The 20,735-nt window shown below is 34.5% G+C and carries 15 protein-coding genes and 1 pseudogene; 9 read left to right on the top strand and 7 right to left on the bottom strand.

Annotated elements, in window-relative coordinates:
- The first annotated feature begins 1 nt into the window (after position 1).
- The 6 genes and pseudogenes from CAP51_RS13500 to tnpC all read left to right on the top strand — a co-directional run.
- Complete coding sequence (locus CAP51_RS13500) at positions 2-1,177, top strand: site-specific integrase (protein WP_087621278.1); 1,176 nt, start codon at positions 2-4, stop codon at positions 1,175-1,177.
- On the top strand, positions 1,177-1,449 hold the full coding sequence (locus CAP51_RS13495; protein ID WP_087621277.1) for a hypothetical protein: 273 nt from the start codon (positions 1,177-1,179) through the stop codon (positions 1,447-1,449). Before CAP51_RS13500 ends, CAP51_RS13495 begins: the two co-directional genes overlap by 1 nt.
- Before the next feature lie 100 nt (positions 1,450-1,549).
- The gene (locus CAP51_RS13490; protein WP_087621276.1) at positions 1,550-1,774 is read left to right on the top strand and encodes a type II toxin-antitoxin system Phd/YefM family antitoxin; all 225 of its coding nucleotides are present in this window, start codon (positions 1,550-1,552) and stop codon (positions 1,772-1,774) included.
- A 503-nt stretch (positions 1,775-2,277) separates the two neighbouring features.
- Positions 2,278-2,427 carry a hypothetical protein gene (locus tag CAP51_RS17735; protein WP_245809170.1) on the top strand — a complete coding sequence of 50 codons (150 nt, stop codon included), beginning with the start codon at positions 2,278-2,280 and terminating at the stop codon, positions 2,425-2,427.
- 53 nt (positions 2,428-2,480) lie between these two features.
- The gene (gene tnpB / locus CAP51_RS13480) at positions 2,481-2,759 is read left to right on the top strand and encodes an IS66 family insertion sequence element accessory protein TnpB (protein ID WP_087621275.1); all 279 of its coding nucleotides are present in this window, start codon (positions 2,481-2,483) and stop codon (positions 2,757-2,759) included.
- A 130-nt stretch (positions 2,760-2,889) separates the two neighbouring features.
- A pseudogene (gene tnpC, locus CAP51_RS13475) lies at positions 2,890-4,084 on the top strand (IS66 family transposase); the annotation flags it as partial.
- 153 nt (positions 4,085-4,237) lie between these two features.
- Here the strand turns inward: tnpC and CAP51_RS13470 are convergent.
- The 6 genes from CAP51_RS13470 to CAP51_RS17550 all read right to left on the bottom strand — a co-directional run bounded on the left by CAP51_RS13470 (position 4,238) and on the right by CAP51_RS17550 (position 11,339).
- Complete coding sequence (locus CAP51_RS13470) at positions 4,238-5,833, bottom strand: SAVED domain-containing protein (protein ID WP_087621274.1); 1,596 nt, start codon at positions 5,831-5,833, stop codon at positions 4,238-4,240.
- 10 nt (positions 5,834-5,843) lie between these two features.
- Positions 5,844-6,323 carry a Mov34/MPN/PAD-1 family protein gene (locus CAP51_RS13465; protein ID WP_087621273.1) on the bottom strand — a complete coding sequence of 160 codons (480 nt, stop codon included), beginning with the start codon at positions 6,321-6,323 and terminating at the stop codon, positions 5,844-5,846.
- Positions 6,316-8,049 (bottom strand): ThiF family adenylyltransferase, encoded by a 1,734-nt coding sequence (locus tag CAP51_RS13460; protein WP_087621272.1) that lies wholly within the window; start codon positions 8,047-8,049, stop codon positions 6,316-6,318. Before CAP51_RS13460 ends, CAP51_RS13465 begins: the two co-directional genes overlap by 8 nt.
- Positions 8,046-9,080, bottom strand: a complete 1,035-nt coding sequence (locus CAP51_RS13455) for a nucleotidyltransferase domain-containing protein (RefSeq protein WP_087621271.1) — start codon at positions 9,078-9,080, stop codon at positions 8,046-8,048. Before CAP51_RS13455 ends, CAP51_RS13460 begins: the two co-directional genes overlap by 4 nt.
- Positions 9,081-9,566: 486 nt before the next feature.
- Positions 9,567-10,637 carry an ImmA/IrrE family metallo-endopeptidase gene (locus CAP51_RS13450; RefSeq protein ID WP_087621270.1) on the bottom strand — a complete coding sequence of 357 codons (1,071 nt, stop codon included), beginning with the start codon at positions 10,635-10,637 and terminating at the stop codon, positions 9,567-9,569.
- A gap of 513 nt (positions 10,638-11,150) precedes the next feature.
- A complete protein-coding gene (locus CAP51_RS17550) occupies positions 11,151-11,339 on the bottom strand; it encodes a hypothetical protein (RefSeq protein WP_245809169.1) in 189 nt (62 codons plus the stop codon).
- Positions 11,340-11,681: 342 nt separating this feature from the next.
- Between CAP51_RS17550 and CAP51_RS13435 the strand changes: the two genes are divergently transcribed.
- Genes CAP51_RS13435 through CAP51_RS13425 form a run of 3 tightly spaced genes read left to right on the top strand, consistent with a single transcriptional unit; the run spans position 11,682 to position 17,838 of the window.
- Positions 11,682-12,308, top strand: coding sequence for a hypothetical protein (locus CAP51_RS13435; protein ID WP_087621269.1), 627 nt, complete (start codon positions 11,682-11,684; stop codon positions 12,306-12,308).
- Positions 12,309-12,311: 3 nt separating this feature from the next.
- Positions 12,312-14,630: a hypothetical protein gene (locus tag CAP51_RS13430; RefSeq protein WP_140404444.1), complete on the top strand. Its 2,319-nt coding sequence runs from the start codon at positions 12,312-12,314 to the stop codon at positions 14,628-14,630.
- The gene (locus tag CAP51_RS13425; RefSeq protein ID WP_087621267.1) at positions 14,623-17,838 is read left to right on the top strand and encodes a tyrosine-type recombinase/integrase; all 3,216 of its coding nucleotides are present in this window, start codon (positions 14,623-14,625) and stop codon (positions 17,836-17,838) included. Before CAP51_RS13430 ends, CAP51_RS13425 begins: the two co-directional genes overlap by 8 nt.
- Before the next feature lie 81 nt (positions 17,839-17,919).
- Here the strand turns inward: CAP51_RS13425 and CAP51_RS13420 are convergent, their stop codons facing one another.
- Positions 17,920-20,724, bottom strand: a complete 2,805-nt coding sequence (locus tag CAP51_RS13420; RefSeq protein WP_087621266.1) for an autotransporter domain-containing protein — start codon at positions 20,722-20,724, stop codon at positions 17,920-17,922.
- Positions 20,725-20,735: the final 11 nt, after the last annotated feature.

The following is a 20,735-nucleotide window of genomic DNA, read 5'->3' as shown; positions in this document are numbered from 1 at the left end:
TATGGGAAATATTACTACAAGATATGGCAATCTCTATGTGGATTTTCGATATCTAAATAAACGTTGTCGAGAGGTGACATCTTTAAAAGATAATCAAACTAATCGTAAAAAGTTAGGAAAAATTTTGGAGCGTATAGAAGCTGAAATTTTATTGGGCATATTTGATTACGCAAAATACTTTCCAAAGAGTAAACAGCTTAAAGAAATACAGTCGATAAAAAATCAGCAGTTGGTAGTTGAAACGAAAACACCTACTTTTGAAACCTTTTATCAAATTTGGTTACTTGAAAAAGAGGTTGAATGGCGTCCAAGTTATAAGGAAAAAATAAATATTGTTATGACAAAATATCTGAAACCAGTATTTGGTCATGTTGTATTAATGAAGATTAATAAAGAAAGCATTCTTGCTTTTCGTGCTTCCCTCGCCAAAGTTGAGCACGGAAAAAAACAAAAATGCCTATTACCATCAAGGATCAATCAAATCATGACAGTACTACGTATGATACTCAATGAAGCTGCTGAAAGATACAGTTTTGAATCGCCCTTTAAAAATATTAAGAACCTTAAAGAACCTAAAGCAGAAGTGATGCCATTTACTTTAGTGGAGGTACATAAAATTCTTATGACAGTTCGAGAGGATTTTAAACCTTATTACACTGTCCGCTTTTTTACAGGATTGCGTACCAGTGAAATAGACGGTCTAAAATGGAAAAATGTGAATTTTGAACGTCGTGAAATTTATATAAAAGAAGCTCTTGTGAATGGGATTCTAGGACCAACAAAAACCGATGGTTCTAATCGTACAATTCAGATGAGTCCAAAAGTCTACGAGGCTCTCCTTACACAGAAACAACTTACTTATAAACGTTCAGATTTTGTTTTCTGCAATCGTACTGGTGAGGCATTAGATTATAGGCTGGTTAATCGTAGAGTCTGGCATCCGTTATTACGACATTTAGGACTTGAATCTAGAAGAGCGTATCAAAGTCGCCACACAGCAGCCACTTTATGGTTATCAGCAGGAGAGAATCCTGAATGGATTGCGAGACAATTAGGTCATTCTACAACTGAAATGTTATTTCGTGTTTATAGTCGTTATGTACCAAATATGACTCGACGTGATGGCAGTGCTTTTGAAGCAATGCTAGATAAATTAAAAACAATGGAGGAGATGTGATGAGTAGTTCTATTCTAGCAAAATCTTTTTATTGTGATGTCGTTGTGAGTCGTTTGGCTGACCAGATGGCGAGAGAGCTTATATCTGAATTTTATATTGCCCCTTTAAATAATCTTGCATTTCTATTGGATAGCACATCTTTTATGAATGATCATCAAGTATTAAGAGTATGGAGTCAAAGGATGATTGATATCTATAAACATGAATATGTAATTGATGATTTGAAAGCATTTATTCGCTATCAATTTATGAACTTAGTTAATTTGATTTGAAAAATAACATGGCTAAAATGTGAATTTTAGCCATGGTTAGTTTTTATTTTTACAGACAAGCCCCATTTGAAATGTTATTTTTTAGTTTTTGAGGCATAAAATGAAAATAATAGATATTTATGAGGCAACGGTGCATTTGTCTGAATTGCTTGATCAAAACCAGCCTTTTATCATTATAAAAGAAGGTAAGCCTGTTGCACAGGTTTTACCCTATTCCCAAAAAACATCGCAACGTATTGGGTTTATGCCAATCAATATTCCACAAGACTTCGACAGTATGCATCAAGATGAAATTTTAGCCTTGTTTAATAAAATAGATAAGTGAATAATATTAAATATGAATTTAATATTATTCATCAACTAAAATGTTATTTTTATAATCAAAAGAATACCAAATATAGGATTAAATTTATTTTTCAATGGTAGCTTTCTAAGATTTGTAGTTTGATATACTTTTTCGGTAAGCATCCAGTGAACTACCCTATTGCTAAAGATTCAATGCCCCGATAGTATCCACTAACAACTAAGTGGACACCTATTTATGGATTTACAGACAATTATAGACAGCGGTAAGTATCCGCTAAACACACCTTATCAAGCGCTCCTATAAGCCTTAATTTAGTCCCCACTTATTTTTAAGTGGGGACTAAATTTATGACGACTCATAACCAGATATCCACTATATCTGCCACCAGAAAAAGAAGAATATACAGTGCTGAATTTAAACATCGTGTCGTTCAAGCCTGCCAATAACCTGATACCTCTATTGCTTCGGTCGCTTTACAGTATGGCCTGAACGCAAATCTCGTATCTAAATGGATCCGCCTTATGGAGGTTGAACAAGCGGTTCAGCCATTAAAATTGTCCAAACCTGCATTTATTGCCTTACCTTATCCTGAAACATTAGATCCTGTGTCTACAGACAAACTCACTATTGGAATTAGTTTAGGTCATTCGAATACAGAAATCAGCCTATAATGGTAAGCATCTGAATTGTCTGCGCTTGCAAAATTACTCAAGGCACTTGCCATATGATCCGTATCGATGAAATTTGGCTCGCTACCCAGCCGATGGATATGCGTGCAGGTATGGATACGACCATGGCTCAGGTGCTGAGAGCCTTTGGTTACATCAAACCGCATTGTGCTTATCTGTTCTGTAATAAACGTGGCCATCGTATGAAAGTACTGGTACATGATAGATTGGGTATCTGGCTATGTGCCCGGCGGCTGGAACAGGGTAAACTTCACTGGGCGCACATCCATCAGGGTGATACGATAGGCATCAGCTCGGAGAATTACAAGCACTGATTCAGGGTTTACCTTGGCAGCGGATCGGACGACAGCAGGTGGTCGACACCCTCTAAACGAAGCAACTGAATTCCACCATCCTCCAAACTGCCTATACCATCTATAACCTGATCTCAGGCATACTGTGGTCATGAATACACTGCCTAATTTAAGCCAACTGACCCATGAACAATTGCTGGAATTCACCAGACAATTGGCAATGCAGCATTAGCAACTCACAGAAGATAAACGGCATCTTGAATCATCTAATCAGATACTTGAACAAGAAAATAAATACCTCGATGCTTTAAACCAACAATATAAACATGAGATTGATTTATTTAAGCGACATAAATTCGCCCAGAAGAATGAGCATTTAACTGCCAAACAAATTAGTTTATTAGATGAAGCGGTTGAGGAAGATATTGCAGCAGTTGATCTGGAACTGGAGCAACGAAATGCAGATAAATCCGATGCATCAACACACAAGCCTACAGTCAATAAACCAAAACGTCGACCGCTGCCAGATCATCTACCTACCATTCGTATAGAGCATGAACCCACCTCAATAGTATGCACTTGTGGTTGCCAACTACGTCGTATCGGTGAAGATGTCAGTGAGAAACTGACCTTTAAACCCGCACAGTTTATGAAAGAGCAACATGTGAGAGGCAAATGGGTGTGTAATCAGTGTGACACCATCAAGCAGGAACCGATGCCTGCTTATGTCATTGATAAAGGCATTGCGAGCCCTGAGCTACTAAGTCATGTAATGGTTTCTAAATAGCGGATCATTTGCCATTATACCGTCAGCGTCTAATCTATCAGCGTGTCGGGGTTGATCTTGCTCGCTCAACTCTCTCCCTTACGAAGCGATGCTTCTCAGATTGGTCAGTGTGGTGTGCAATTAGAACCTTTAGCCCAAGCACTGAAACAGATTGTATTACAGCAACATGTCATTCATGCAGATGAAACGCCAGTGACGGTGATGCAAATTGGTGAGAAGAAACCCAAGAAAGGTTATGTCTGGGCATATGCCACCACACAGTACAATTCGGTTCAGGCAGTTGTGTATGACTTTCAACCTGAGCTGCGACTAAAGCAGCGCAAGACAGGACAACATCCTCAAGATTTCCTTAAAGGCTGGCAAGGTCAATTGGTCTGTGATGATTACAGTGGTTATAAGGCACAGTTCAAAAACAACGCCATTAAGAGGAATTCCAGACTGTACAGCAGAACAACGACGACAGCGAAGGCAACAGGACAGTGAGCCGATCATGCAGCAACTGTATGAGTGGCTGAAGGAACATCATCTCAAAGTACCACCGAGTTCGCCTACAGCAAAGTAAGCATCTGCTGAACCCTACTTGAGTTTAAGTGGGATTCAGCGGATGCTTACGTTGAATCATCTCAAAAATTTATTGTACCGTGATTCCCATAATTTATAACCTTAGTAGAGCATTAGTTAATTTCATTGAGTAAAAATATTTGTAGGAAAGCTAAGACGGGAGTCCAAGTACGTTGGTTTTCCCATTATTCTTAATGACCAAGCGTGCCACCATAGTCTCTTTAGCAAAATCATAAGCAATGATTTCTGGATGATGTAAATCTATAGCTTGTCCTATGAAAACACAGGCTGCATTTGAAGCACATACTAATAAGTGAACTCTTTTAGCACCGTACTTATCTTTTAAATCATGTAATAATTGTTGTAAACGGGCACAGAATTTTTTTCCACTTTCAGGATTAGGAATAGCTCCATTACCTAAATATTCTGGTAATGCTGTTATTTCTATAATACTAGCTCCTATAGTTTTATTAAGTTGCTCAGCCTGTTTCTTGATTGGTTCAGCTATTGCTGTGAAGTTGATACAAATTACTATATCTTCACCTTGGGTAAGAGAACCAAGACCTTCAATTTTATAAAATGAATCAATTACATTTTCATGTGGCCATAACCAACTACTGCTATCTCGATAGCGTAGCATAGGGGTAAACTCATTTTTATTGCCTAATAGACTTCCTAAGCCTATTAGAGCTGGCATAGGTCCGAATGCAAAGAGTGCAGCTTTATGACCTTCTCGTTTAGTTCCTTGAAGGATTTGATCAGCTTCCTCTTGGATGAGTTCAATTAAATCTTCATTAAATTTTTCAGGTTTTTTTCTATAGGGTGTGTTGCTATCGGTTAAACAACGCTCTTGACCTTTAATTCTTGCTTTGAGTAACGATAGACTGGATGCGATATCTTTTAATTGTGGATTAGAAACAAACTGTCCATTTACAGGCCATAGTATTGTATATACAGGAACTGCTTCAAAAGAAAGTCCATTCAGAAGGCTTTCTGTTAGATCACAGAATTCCTTTCTCATTAGTGCCAGAGTTGTAGCTGGGTAATCTGCTGCTGCAACTTTGTCAATCAGGCGATGGTGTTTATCGCAGAGTAGTAAAACATTGTTTGGTTCATTGGAGAGTGCTTCGGATAGATATGGTATGCCTCGTTCACCACCTTCAGCAGATGCAACGTTATGTGCTAAATAAGAGAAATTTCCTCCGTTTCCCGTTAAGAAATCATACTGTAATGGTTCACCACAACCGAGAAACATGCATCGACCATGACTATCACTCCATACTTTATCTTTCGTAGCTTTGTTAAAGTCTTTCCCTCGACCAAGCTTATTCGTATGGCTAAAATAGGATGTAAGGAAATCAAGCACTTGTTGACTATTATTGAGATGTGTTGATATTGCATCACACGCATCCCAAATAGTTTTTAAACTTTCTATATTTTCGATATCTTCTTTGCTTAAAGTATTACCTTGCCAAAAACGTAAATCAATTGGTTGATTAGTTTCGTTTATAGTATCTATACATTTCCCATATTCTTTTATATCTAGATTTAGGCGAAGCGTTCCGCAAAGAAAAGTATCTTTAAATAGGAGAATAATGAGATTTTTTCTGCTCTCATCGCTAAGTAATCCAATTTTATTCCATGTAATAAACTTTTTAATATCAGAAATATATGATAGGACTTTTTCTAATTCCTCAAATGGTATATCCATTGCCTGATTAAAAATTTTTGTATCTACAGAGGTCATATTAAATATCCTAATTTTCAATAAGCAGAGAACGATCAATAAATTTATCATTCATGTGTATGGCAATTTTTATTTGCTCTAATCCAATGATGATAAAAAATAAATTTCTATCAGGATTACGTTTCAAACATCTTTGCCAATCTTCATAATCTATATGTGATGGAATTGGAATAGCTTGAGGATGGCTATGCCAAGTTCCTAAATAAATTGAGGTTCCATTGGAGTCCAAATATGCTTTATCAACTATTTGTTGATGTCTCGGATCTTTCATTGTGAAGCTATATTTTGTTCTAATGTCCTTAGACATTGGTACAGTTACACTCTCAATGCAGTAATGATTACTAGCAAAATCTTTAGTACCAATTAGTATTCCACAAGCTTCCTTATCATTATGATTCATTTGACGAAATTTGAGCCATAGATCATAGACTGATTTCGAAATAGATAAATCTAAATCATTGAAAGAAAAGTGAAAATATTCATCATCCATTACAAATATCACATCCTGAATTTAAAAGAGGTAATACTTCAAGTGGTTTTGTGAATGCTTGATAACGATCAGTGAGTTCGAAGCCATTGTTGATAACATCTGTAGGGCTTCCTTTCCAACTCACTTTAGATGATTGGGTGATTTCGCCTAATAAGAACTTAGAGGCTAAGCCAGATGCAATTAGAGCAGTTTGGATTGCTGTTAGATTACTATAGGGTAGAAAAGCATTACCACAGCCAGCCATATTTTTTGTTAAGCTTTGATCTGATTTTAAGAAGTTAAGGTTAGATACCAGACCTCTGGAAAAGTCTAAAGAATTTACATATGCACATCTCAAACACCCTAAACTGTCAGGAATATCTAGGGTTGCATGTCCACCGATACCATATCCTTCAACCCATGTATTAATTACTGCTGTTTCAATTTCATTTTTGATGCAGAAATCATGAAAAATACGTTCTTGGCTAGGTGAGCCAACTGCAATAATGACGAGATCAAAACTATTGAGGAGACTCTCATCTCTTAAATTTAATAATCCACAGAATTTTTGATCTGTATCAAGCCATGGATATTTATTTTGTAATTCTATTATTAAGCCAAAGATTTTCGGCCAATTTACATAGCTTGTTGGTAAACTATGTCGATATAAATTATCAAGTGAGAGTGAATCAGGATCAACAAGCGTTAAATGGCCAATACCCGTTGAAGCGAGTTGATTTGCAATCTGGCTCCCAACGCTACCACATCCTACAAGTAAAACTTTCTTATTTTGTAGTGATATATCTGCACCGCTACGAGGAATAATTCGTTCTTTATTAAACAGGCGAATATCCATCGCTTTAATATCCCAAAACTCTAAATTTTTGGTATTTAGCGGAAAATTCTTTTTACCTTTAATGTCTTTTTTGAGTACGAAGTGCAGACCAAACCATGTTTTTCCTGAATCGGTTACAGCATTAAAAATAATCCAGAAAGAATGATCTCTAGATTGGCCAAAAGTATGAGTGAGTTTGTCACGTATTGATGGGTCAATGAAATCTAATATTTTTATATACCAATCACTTAAATCACTCTTTCTCCATGGGGCAGGAATCAAACTTTGAAGAGGAACTATACAACCTATACCTGTTGGAATACCTCGCCCTTTGATTTGATTATTGATTAAAGAGTAATTTGAATTCTGGTTATAATCTTTTGGGACTCCAAAATGATAAGAGTCTAGGCCATATTTATCATTTTTCTTTTTAGGTGGAAAGACATCTATCAGCTCAAAATTACCAGCATCGGATAGGCAAAGAAAATTGGCGTATTCCTGCTCTCGAATTTGATACCATCCTGCTAAAAACTCACGTAATAATTCTTTTTCATTCCACTCTTGATCAGATAGGCATTGATTTAATAGTGTTATATGTCGGTTTAATGATTCCTCAAATGCGAGTTCAGGTACTTCGTAATTGATAGAAACAGAATCAGGAACATTTACACAAATAGAAGCAACCCCCCATTTATCGAATGAGAGGGTATGTGCCAATCGTGGAAATGCTTCGGGCTTTTCGAGAACAAAAGACGGTATTTCTTTGAGTTCATCAACTTTAATGTGAATGAGGGAGACTTCATAACCTGAAATTTCACATTCAACTTTAATGGCTGGCAATAAACAAAACTCTATTGCGGATACAGCGTATCCGCAAGTAGTTAAGTGTTGAATAATAGGTTGATAGTTCATGCGCCTTGAGATGTCCCTACAGCTCCAGAAGTTGCAAATACTGCCTTACGTGTAGCAGAAGCATTATTTGTGCCCTCTGGGAAATCATCACCGAATAGACCAATAAGGAGCGAACATTGTTTAGATTCATCAGTTTCATCAATAACTGTTTGAAGTGATGAGTTTAGATTAGAGAGTCTATTTCTAAATCTTGTACCAGTATTCAAACTACTCCCATGAAAGATGTCCCGATATGGCGAAACTGGAAGACTAACTTGAACTTTCCATTGGTCATCTGGATAAGTAATAAAATATCCAGACCAATTTAAAATGGAATTTACAGTATTTTTCAAGGCAATTAAGTCATTTGGACAACCTTCTGAATCAATACTAGGTGTAAAGTGCTGTTTAATCATGATGGTCAAGCCGATTGAGTAAATCTTTCGGTTTACATCGTGGCTAAACTTAAGATTTCTCCATCGTTTTAGATATCTAACCAATCTACGGAATTGATATAGCTTTTGGGTTGCATATTCTCCAAAAGCTGATGAATCATTTACCCAATTGATTAACTCTCTCGGAGCTGAGTCAGACCACACCTTATTTTCAGCATTTGAATCTTTTTTCCCCACTGCTAATTGATAACTTCCCCAAGAAGTTTTTCTGTAAATAGGGATGTCGATATGTAAATCTTGAGATTGGTAATCCGCAGTAACACAAGGTTTTTTGATTTTTGCATTGCGGAAGCCTCGGTTCTCTAGAATATCAAGAACTACCTTTTTTGCTTCTACAGGATCTGTGGGTGCCTGATTATGATCAATGACAATTGCACGATCAATATCAAAATCTTTATATTTTTCCTTTATAGCGGTGAAAGTAGCTAATGAACCTTGAACAAAATCATCAATAACAGGATAGCCTTTTTCCTTAAATTTTGTTTTGATTACACTAGTAATACTGTCATCTTTCTCTCGTGCCTCCTTATACGCATCGTCTTGACGTGTAAGTTGGATTTTTTGATTAAACGTATTAAATTTGCTTTGAAGACTCATATGTGTTCTCTAAAAAATATGTCAATAAAATACCTGGCCTTTCTTGAAAAACTAGGTAGAGAACAATTACTTATACGTTATAAAAGACTCTTGAATGGAGGGGAGCTTTAGAGAAATCCCATGAATTCTAAGAACCAGTCTTTTCTAAACGTTTTGGAAATTTATAAAGACCACCTTTAGGATGATAAATACGTTTTCCATTTCGAATAATGAATCATGTATAGGCGTATTCAATACCATAAGTATTTGTAGACATAGATCTACTCCTTTATTGGGCACGGTAAAGTGAGTGCAATAAAGGAGTAGACTAGAGAGAACATTGCTATTTGGAGGGCTTTTGCGTTAGAATCAAGACACCACATCTTGAGACTCTAACGTGAAAGACCTTTAGCTTTGCTATAGTCTTTGGTCCAGAATTGCAGGGGCATATGCCCAAATCTGCCTTTCTCACGTTTTCGTAGCCGACCTTAGGGTCGGCTAAATTATTTAAGAAACCATCGTTATTTTCTCCAAGGCTTCCATATCTGCTTTATAAAGCTGACAAAAATCTTCAGGGTATAGATTGAACATTAATGGTAAGTCATTAAGAATTTGTTCTTTGTTTTTTTGGCAAAATTCAAACATTAATTGAGCAAATCGATTTGGGCATTCTCGTTCAAGTGGATATGGTTCCACTTTTCTATACCCATACATACTCATTTGACGCCAAAGTGTTGCTGACTGACGATCACTAATATCCCCTATATGTTTAGCCTTAACAATTAAAGCTGCCATAGAGACTTTCCAAGCTAATTTATTTGTCGCATAGGTTTTTAAGTTTGTTGTGCGTAGTTGTCCCTTGATTGCTTCGGTAGGAACTAAGAATTCGGCTGCAAATTCATTTGCTTCATCTTCCATATCTATAGATGGTGCAAATTTATGAAGTACTAGATGCCCCAATTCATGGGCTAATGTGAAGCGAATTCGGTCATTAGGCTGATTTTTATTTAAGAAAATACATGGAGGGCAATTCTGAGTTTGTAGAGATACACCATCAATATGATCTTCTGCAAAGTCACAATAAAAGATATAAACACCAGACTGCTCAATTATTTCTGTTAAATTCTCTATAGGATTTAATCCCAGACCCCATTTCTTACGTAAGTTTTGAGCAGCTTCGCTCGCAGTGCTAACATTTATATGAATTTGATAACTAGGTAATGGTAATTTTTCATCTAATTGAGAAAAAATATTTAGTGTTTCTAAGTTAGCTGCTTTTATTGTCATTTCAGCATTAATTTGGCTTAGAACTTTAGCTGTTGTCGTAGCTTTTTTTCTGTATGCGTGAAGGCTAATTGGAGAAACTTTAAAGTGATCAAGCAGAGTAAAAAAACGTTCTGGAAAATTTAGTGCTTTAGCAAGTTGCTGTTTAGTTTCTTCGGAGGGTTTTAAGTCACCTTTCTCAATCTTTGATAAAGCTGCTTGAGTAATATTTTTCATATTTTGGACGAGTTCGGTCTGACTCATGCCTCTTAGGTCACGAGCGATTTTTAACATGTCAGGGTTAAAAGTACTCATATATCCTCCATGAATCAAAAAATCTTCTGATTCAGGAAGAAGATAGAAGAAAATGTGATGAATGTCAAACGTTAGCTGTCATTTTTTCGTGAAAATATAACTAATTTTAAAATGTAATCTATATGTTGTTATCTTCCAAATATAAAAGTAATGTTTTAATACTATATATAGATATTTTTATGAAATATTTTATATTTCTAGAGTTCTTTTATAGTTAAAGATCCCCCCAAAAACAGCTCCCGTGTCACCACATCTTGTTTTGGATTTAAAGCTAATAAATTTGTCTTAATAGTTGGAATAGCCTGTGTGGTTACAGCCTGTTTTTTCTCTGCCCAGAAATTATCCCAAAAGATTTTTTGAGTACTTTCTCCAGTACATAGCATCGGTGTTGCGACATGGTAAGTAAATTATTCATGAACGTAATGAGGAGATTTCTTGATTCGTTCCAAGCGTACCTGTTCTGGCAACTTACCAAATTGTGGACGATGTAAAGTGGTACAGGCGGTGAATATTCTACTTATAAAGTCCCAAACTCAACACAGTGTTATAAGCAGAATTCATTAATTGACCAAAACCATTCAGGTGTTTGATCAACCGATAGGCTACTGGTTGACTAATTCCCAGATTTTCCCAGATATGAAGTAGTGAGTTCTCTACAATATCAGCAATAAAACGCCCGAGACTTGCTTGAGATGTTTCCATTCCCTTAAAAATCTCACCTTTCTTCGTTAATTGAAATTTTTCACTTGATTTATACGTAAGCCACACAGGACGTATGATTCTAGTCAAAAAGTGGAAATGGAATCCTCTTAAAAAGATTAAAATTTAACCATTTAATAGATTATTTGTATTTTTTTGTAAATTTAATTTTAATCATAAATTTTTAAAGATTTTAATAAAACCCAAAAAGCCTATGTGATATATGGTTTAGAGACATATATTATATACTATACTTTTTTTATGAGTAAATTATAATGCAGTTTGAAAATATTAAAAAGCTCTGTTATATATTAATAAATATTAAATAAGTCTATGATTGTAAATATGCGAGCTAAGCGTAACTATCATCCAGTTGAAAACTTTTTAAGTACATATCCACCTAAAGGGTATAGTATATACGTTCATCCAACATATTATTTATTTTATTTATGTTTTGAAGAATTATTACATGCTATGGTTTATAATCCATTTGACATAACGTGTAATAATTTTGAAACAATTAGTTTGTATTTAGATTTATCAATAGATTTTAAAAATACAGTATATATTTGCGGTGATTTTTTTATAATTAATAGTGTATTGCATAATAAGAGAGAGTTAAAGATTAGAATATTTGAATATAATGTAAATAATGAATGTAAATTTATAAAAAAATGCCAAAAGGAAATACATGATTTAATTTGTTACAGGAAGTACGACTTTAATAAACTTAATTTTAAAAGACTTTTATATTTGTTAAATGAAAGTCAAAATAATATTTCAAATTATGGAAGCCGGAGCTCTTTTTTTACAATTACTCAACTCTCTAAAGATTTCGGATTGACACGAAATCAGATGAATTATTTTATTAAACAATACAATAAAGAGCAAGTTAACAAAAAATACAATCAATCAGATATTTTATTCGAAAAATATTTTTCTCAAATTACTGAAACAGAATTCTGGAGTTAAATGATGAGCGATAATCAAGTAAAATTAAGTCATTTTGTTAAAAATCTTTTTCTAAATGAAGACGAAATACATAGACAAGAATATATTGACTACATTTATTATCTTATAAGTCAGACAGATATTTTTAATATTGATCTTCAAGAGTTAAATAATATTGACTATGATATTGATGAAATTAAAGAAAATTATCAAAAAGTTCCAGTCATAAATTTTAATCATAGTAATTGTAAAATTTCAGATCTAACAGTTACAGCTTATTTAGATTCTGTAGTACAGATTCATCAAAAAGAATATAATAATCAAATTTCTAAGTTAGCTTTAATATTTGCAATTATTAATATTAAAATTGCAATAGTGCTTATCTCAATTAGAAAAAAAGAAAGTAAAACAACAGATAAAAATTTGATTGAACATCGCAATACAATTAAATCATTGTTTAACCGATTCAGGATTGCACAAAAACTGATAAAATCACCAGAAATGTCTAACCATGAAGATTATAAATGGTTTTGGAACACTCTCAAAAGTATAACATCCAAAGAAAATATTACATTAGAATTTTTTTTAGAACAGCTAAAAGAGGTTCAAAACAATGAAGATTTGGAGATTAGTAAGAAAAAATTATTAGATGATATTCGCATTAGTTATCAATATTTTACAGATTTAAAGCCTAAAATTTTAAAGGGATCTACTGCTCAAAAACTTTATCGTCTTGAAAAATATAATTTGGATTATGCAACTGATGTACAGTGTGTTCTAGAATATGAATCTAATGCAAAGCCAAAACTAGAACTCGAACGGATTCATGATGAAAATAAAAATCAAAGTTTTACTTTTGATAGTCAAAAAATTTCTGCTCTTTCAACCGGATCTGTTACTGTACAAAATTATGTTTCTAATGTTGCAGTTCAACATATACAACGTTTGCAGCATATACATCAATGCAGTCGTTTATATCCCGATCAGCACAGTTTAAAAGCTTTATTTGACGAATGCTACAATGATTTCAGTACATCAGCACCAGATTCAAAGCAGCGCAAAACTGTAGCGATATTATTATTGAGTATGCTAACTCAAGTTGATCCAGAAGAATGGTTAAATTTACAATATGCACGTAAAACCCCAAAAATTGGAATGAAGCGTGCGATTCAACTAAAAAATAAACGCCAAAAAATAATTTATGAGCAGGATCGATTTTGGTTAAGTACTGAATTTCAAATTTTTCAAAATGATAGTTTTGAATATCCTCAGGGTTTACTCAATCAAACAAACCGTTTTCTTTTGCCGCTGGTAAAAGATTTCATCATCGTTTTTGAGCAAGAACCCCAGATTGATAAATCAGATTTATACGCTAAATTATCTGAGTATCGAAAAAAATTAAAAATCCCTCGTTTATCACTCCAACGTCTGAAATCACTTTTACATTTTCAGTTGTATCAACAGACAGGTAATAAACAAATTGCGGATATTTTAATGGGAATTGATAGCAATCATTCCTCTTCATTATCTTATTGTCACCATACAAAGCCATTACTTCATCAACGATACTTAGAAACTTTATCAGCACTTTCATCAAAATTAGTCAAGATTTTACATATAGCTGAAGTGGATATGAATTTTGGAAGCAGAAAAGCACCTGTGCAACAACAGGTTATTAAAGTCTTTGCAATATTACGACAGGATGTTATGCGAGCGTGTGAAGAAAATAAAGATTATCTTGAGATTTTTAATTTGTATAGTATTTGGCTATGGCATATTTTATTACTTTTTACTGCTGCACGCCCAGTCGGTGAGTTTCCAGGCTTTCTTAAACATTTTGATTTAGATCATAATTTATTATGGATATCGGATAAAGAAATTGCTGGTCGGCAAGGTGATGGCCGTATCATTCCTTTATGCCCATTTATTGTAGAACAGATTCAATATTATTTAGTCTTTTTAAAAAACTTTCAAAAAATATATGGCATGAGAAATCACGAATTACATCGACATATACAAAAAATATTGAATAATGAAATGACACTATTAACAGTCTGGTCGGAAAAAGAATTTGTAGCACTAAGTCCGAAACATATCTATCAATTTGTTCCAGTTCTTAAAAAATTGGGTGATAACTGGTTAAGACATACGACACGTGCTTATCTGACGAATAAATTAGATGAAACATTGATACTTGCTTTATTTGGACATGAGTTATCGCAGCAAGAATTCGCACATCCGTATTCTAGTTTATCACTGTGTGATTATAAAACTGACGTAATGACAAGCCTTGAAAAAATGAAGGAATATTTTGAAATTATAGGAATTAAAATTTATGCCTAATACAAAAAAGAAATCTATATTGCTTGGTTATCATCGTCGTCAAGACATCCAAAAGAAAAAAACTGAAAAAAATGTCAGTTTAATTCGTGAATATCTTTATGACATTTTAAGCGATGAATTTCTTGCTCAATCTATTGCGTCTAATAAAGATCTGGAGCAAATTTATATAGATATTTATGAAAAAATAGATCAACTTGCAACCTCAAATAAAATTTTACGTATTGCGTATAAAGCTTTTATTAAAAGGATTCAGCAATTTAATGTAAAATATAACAAAAAATTACCTTTACCGAGTCGCTCCGTATCTGAAATTAAACGTTCATCTTTAGTTTATAATTCAGATTGGTTTGAGTTTGGGAAAAAAGTTTGTGATTTAGCCAATTTACAAATAGAGTATTGGAAAACAGAAACTTCTTTCACTTTTGATGACATCATAGCAAACATTTTACTCAGTGCTGTTTTATATTCTGGGTTAAATCAACGTTATAGTCTGGATGCTCTACTCCATCATTTAAGGCAACCAAGCCCTACAAAAAGTATTTTCGATGGTACAAATATTATTTTTTTAGAAGTTGTTTCTCCACACTATGGTGATATTTATATAAAAAAAGAAATAGATACAAAAAATAAGGAAGAAATTTATATAAAAAAATCTAGAAATTTTGTGCCTGATTATATTACACAATTATGGTTAGTTAGATTTTATTTATATCAACAAGAGAATCAGGAAATGACTTGTTATATTAACGAGGATGAAACAGCCTGGCAATATATTGAAAAATTCTTAATAAAGTTAAATGGCAGGCACAGTGGAATTCTAACCTATACACAGTTATTAAGGGCAGCGAGTTACCACTGGCAGCAATTAAAAGGTGTGAAAATTTCAGCTGCTATGGTACAGATATTACAGGAAGAAATACTCAGCTGTGGTTTGTCATTGCAGTCTTTTGATGATTTTTATCGACCACAAATTGATCCGGATATCGAACAAAAACTTCTGAAGAAGGTAGATATATCTACTGAAAAAAAATTCAGTAATCCATCTGTAATTTCATCATCTCATAATCAATTTAAGGATATACATAAATTTTTATTAAATTTAATTCGTACAAAAACAAAAGATGTTCCAGACAAGCTAATAGCTGATCTTTTAGAGAATCATAATGAATATCATACTGCAATTATACGTCTGATGATGTGGTTGATTGCATTGTATAAAAAACCTGCAAGAGAAATGTTGGAATTATTAAATAGATTTGATATTGAACCATCAAGTTGGGATGAATTTATTCGTCCTCAAAACACTTTGCGTCATAGTTCTATTTATACATATTATAGTAAAGTAGCTGAACCATTTTTAGTACATGCATATGATAGTTTTCAATCGGATGAATTAGATCAGGAAGAACAGGATTTTAATGACCGGCTTTTTAGTGTATATCAACTTTTTCTTGATCATACAAAAAAATCGGAAGATCAAAAATATAAAATTCTTAAGCGTTTCCATTGGTTTCAGCGAGTTTTTTTTAAAGCGCCACCATTTAGGGTTGAAACGATTAAAGGTGCAGCTCGACCACGACCACAATATTTATCGGCCCAATTGTTTGCCTTGACTTTACGTTATTTGAAAATTTATTTACAAGAAAATGCTTATGCAAGCGTTGAAATTAATATTTTATTTCAGATATATACGATTGCATATCGTACAGGTATGCGAATCAACGAAATTTTAGGATTAAGAATTAAAGATATTGAAGGAAATCCTGCTAGCTCAATTTGGATTAGACCATACTCATCTAAAAAGAAAGAAGATCATCAACTTAAAACAGATAGTTCTGAACGCTGTATTCCATGTCATATTTTGTTGGATGATAATGAGCTAGAAAATTTCCAGAAATATGTACTGTTACAACGTGAAATATATGATGAAAAGAATTATTTATTTAAAGATCAAGATACCCATAAAAAGTTAAAACATCATCAAGTTACCAGACCATTTCTCGATGTACTTTCGATGCTTGTACCGCATCATAATTATTCGTTTCATTCATTACGGCATAGTACTGTAAATAATTTAAGTTTGATTTTAAATTGTACAGAAGATTCAGATGTATTAAAACTTACACATTATGACTTAAAACACATACAACGAATACGTACTCAGTTGCTGCCTCCAGGTTTACGTCAGGATATCTGGTTATATATTTCGCATCTGATGGGACATATAGATTCATATGAAACATTTAAATCATATTTTCATTTTGGGTATATTTTAGGAGGATACCAACTATTACAATATGATCCTGAATTTGAAGTAAAAGTTATTGCTAAAATTCTTGGTTATTCTGAAAGTGAATGTAGAATTTTAACATTAAACCACTATACAAAAAGAACTCATATTTCACTTTCGCAACTGAGCCAATTTTTCACCAGTGTAATTTCACCTCAAGCTACAGTTGAAGATATAGATCCTTTAACAGTATTTATTGAGAAAACACAAAATCAGTCTGATACTCCACCTCTTGATCCTTCGAGATTCTTTGCAGGGACATCGTCGTCCGGTATTCCTTTTTTAAGTTTTCATAAATTACTTAAAAAATCTGAGTGTTGTTATGAACAATCGGATCAATTGGAAGAAATGGCAAAGCAATTTTGTATTCCGAAAGATCAACTCAAGTACTGGATTAAAAATGCAATGAGTATTGCTGCAATTTGTAATAATAAAGGTCGATCTCGGCTAATACAAAATAATTCCAAGAATTTATTTGCACCATTTCCAATTAATACTGATGAGGATATTGAAATTGCAAAGTATTTCTTTAAAAAGTTAAATGAGGTCAACCCGGAAAATTATGAACCTCTGTCGGACTTTAAATGGCTTTCAATTTTTATTGAGCGTGTCAATACAAGTCATACTGGTCTGATATTTTCGGAAAAACAGCTACCCTTAGCTGAATTATTTTTATCTCAATGTATGCATTTTTTTCCACAAAAATATTGGCGACTTCGGGCGATAAATATGACAGCACAATTTGAAAAGTTTAAATATTTAAAAACTATTAAGGTTCTACCGATTGAGAAAGGTATGGAGAAAAATTTTAGATTGGAACTTTATTCAGACAACAATAAGCGGGCATTAGGTGCTTTTAAATTTTGTTTACATATAGCATTAATAGGGAGGCCCTATTGGTTGAATAGTTTATTGTAAAACCATGCATGCACTAGGATAGACTTGTATTTTCTCCATAAAATTCCTCACATTCGATATAGTAAATGTGAGGAATCATCATTAATCAAAAGAAAACTTAACGCCTACTTGACCGTGATAACCGCTGTCATGATCAGAAATAGCAGCAGCATTACCAAAGAATGTCCATTTTTTTGATGGAGTGATATAGTTGGCAGAGATACCATACGTAACGTAATCTTTATCAAAACTTGGCGGTGCATACGCAACTGAAACAGTTGAATCAAGATTTGATGCAATGGTTACATTTGATAAATGACGATCAAAGACTTTGGAATATTCAACGAAGCCACCTAAGTTTAGACCGTCAGAGACTTGGCCAGATACATGTAGACCAGCGTGGGCACTAAATTCTGCCGCATCAGAATCACTGACGGATAATCCAGTTTCAGTATTTTCTTTCAGGGAATCCAAATCTACCTTGTTATAAGACAATGCAGCATAGGGAGTTAAATCAAATCGGCCACTTAAAAAATTATGTCCGAATTCAGCATAAGAACTAAATACAGATGCATCCGCTTTAGTATTCGTGCGAGTTAAAGATGCTCCATTTGAAATATTACGCTCAAACTCAACATCACCCAAACCATAATAAGCAAGACCCGTCAAATATGAATCGCCGAGATTATATTTCGCATATACGCCTAGTCCAGTAAGATCGGTAGTGGCTTTATTGCTGTTTAAACTGTACTTAGACTCATCGGAAAGTGTGGAAACATACCCACCCATTACAGTATTCGGTGTTAAGGCAAAGTCAGCACCAACACTTGCGGAATACACATCGGAATCAACTGAATCCCAGCCAGCAGCCCCATTTTTTGTACTCAATGCGGTATATTCGGCCCATACACCAGAACCTGTGCTTGAAACATTATTAACATGGCGAGCAACCACACCTGTTGAAATACTTTGGTTTTTCAACAATACAGACGGTGTTTCCGCAAAAATTGAACCTGAGTTACTATTCAATACTGCTTGAACATCATCCGCAGCACTAATACTTTGCAAAGATGCGGCATAGTTGATCAAACTGGAATCTGTATTTCCAGATAAATATTGCTCATTTGCTTTTGCCAACAATTGATCTGTTAGGGAACTGGAGGCAGCCGATACACCACCCTGGATTGTTCCAGCCGTAGCAGAGGAAACCAAGTCAACATTCGCATATACATTGGCACTATCATAACTCACACCATTTACTTTGAGAAAAGCACTATTGGTATAAACATTGGCAAATGTACCTGTTAAGCCTTGTACTGCATTTAAAACCGTATGCTCACCTGTTGCCACATATTTGGCAGCAGTTGCAGTGACATTTAGGGAACCATCAATATTGGCCTTGCCTGTAACAGAAACACCATTGCCGACCTTATAAGTTAAAGTGGCATCACTTGACTGCGTATAATCCCCTTTAATAGTCAACGTCCCTTCATCTGTAGAGACATTACCCTTATTGGTTACAGAACCAACTGTGCCATTACCACCTAGCAATGTCCCACCATTGTTTACTGTAAAGTTGGATTGTGATGTACTGCCAGAGATTTTTAAGACCCCACCATTAACACTTGTATCACCTGTATAAGTATTTGTACCTGTTAGAACCAAACGACCATCACCATTTTTAGTCAGTCCAGCATCCCCAGAAATATCATTAGAGAACACACCAACTAGACCACTTGTAACATTGGCATCAAAAGTATTTCCAAATTCGGTACTAAATTTGCCTACGCCATTTACTGCCTTATCAGTATTCAGATAGCCCCAACCATAGGTTTCATTGTAAAGCCCATTATTTTGACTGCCATCGTCCATATAGTCAGCAGTGGTTAAAATGGCTTGGCGAACTTGATCAGCAGTCATCCATGAATAGTTGGCCCATACTAAAGCAGCAGTTCCAGTTACCTGTGGTGCAGCCCCAGAAGTTCCATAGAATGAGTATAGCCCTGTATCATAAGCAGAATTGGCATAAGGAGAATTCACATAATCGGCAGATAAGCACCAACGAGCAGCATTACCACAAGCATTAGAACCAACATTACTGTCAGACGCATCTTTATACAGACCAGTATGTGCTTCATTTAAACCCGCAACAGCTAACCAGCCTTTTTCTAGGCTTGTTTCAATAGCAGGCATCAACGATTCAGAAGATGGTTGTGATTTTACCAAATTACCAGTCGAAAACACCATTAATCCGCCATTTGCCACAACATCTTTGGCTAAAGTATAAACTTCGTCATAATTGCCAAGTTCCCAGTATCCACCTTGTGAAATGTTAAATAAGTTTACGCCATAATTTTGGTTAAAATATTTGATTGCTTCAAAAGTAGTGGTTGTATAACTATCCCCAGCAGCAGTATATGTCGTTTGAGCTGCATAGATGTCAGCTACATCACTAGCTACACCAGCAGTTGACCCATTTGTTGTGTTTCCTGCCAAAATTGTGGCAACAAAAGTACCATGTTTGCCAGATGAAATATCTTGAACGCTATCAGGCTGACCATTTAGGCTGGTAACAGACACTTTACCTGTTTTCTCATCATAGGTGAATTTTGTTACATCACTCACTTTTCCAGTTAAGTTTTCCGCACCAGATGCAACGCCACTGTCAATCACACCAATTTTAACTTTACTTACAGTGGTATTTTTATCTACCACCGCAGGTTCTTTTTCAGTTGGAGTCGTTGGCTCAGTTGGAGTTGTTGGTTCGGTTGGAGTCGTAGGATTGGTTGGGAGAGGAGTGGTTTCAACAGAGTTTTTTGTAGAAGAACTACCTCCACCACCACAACCTATCATTAAAGAACTTATCACCATACTTAATACTGTAGGCAAAAGGATTTTATTCATCATTTATTCGTTAC

Origin of the sequence: Acinetobacter populi, from assembly GCF_002174125.1 — a bacterium.
In the GTDB taxonomy this organism is placed as follows: Bacteria; Pseudomonadota; Gammaproteobacteria; order Pseudomonadales; family Moraxellaceae; genus Acinetobacter; species Acinetobacter populi.
The sequence above is the reverse complement of the archived record's forward strand: the minus strand, read 5'-3'. Positions and strand labels throughout refer to the sequence as shown.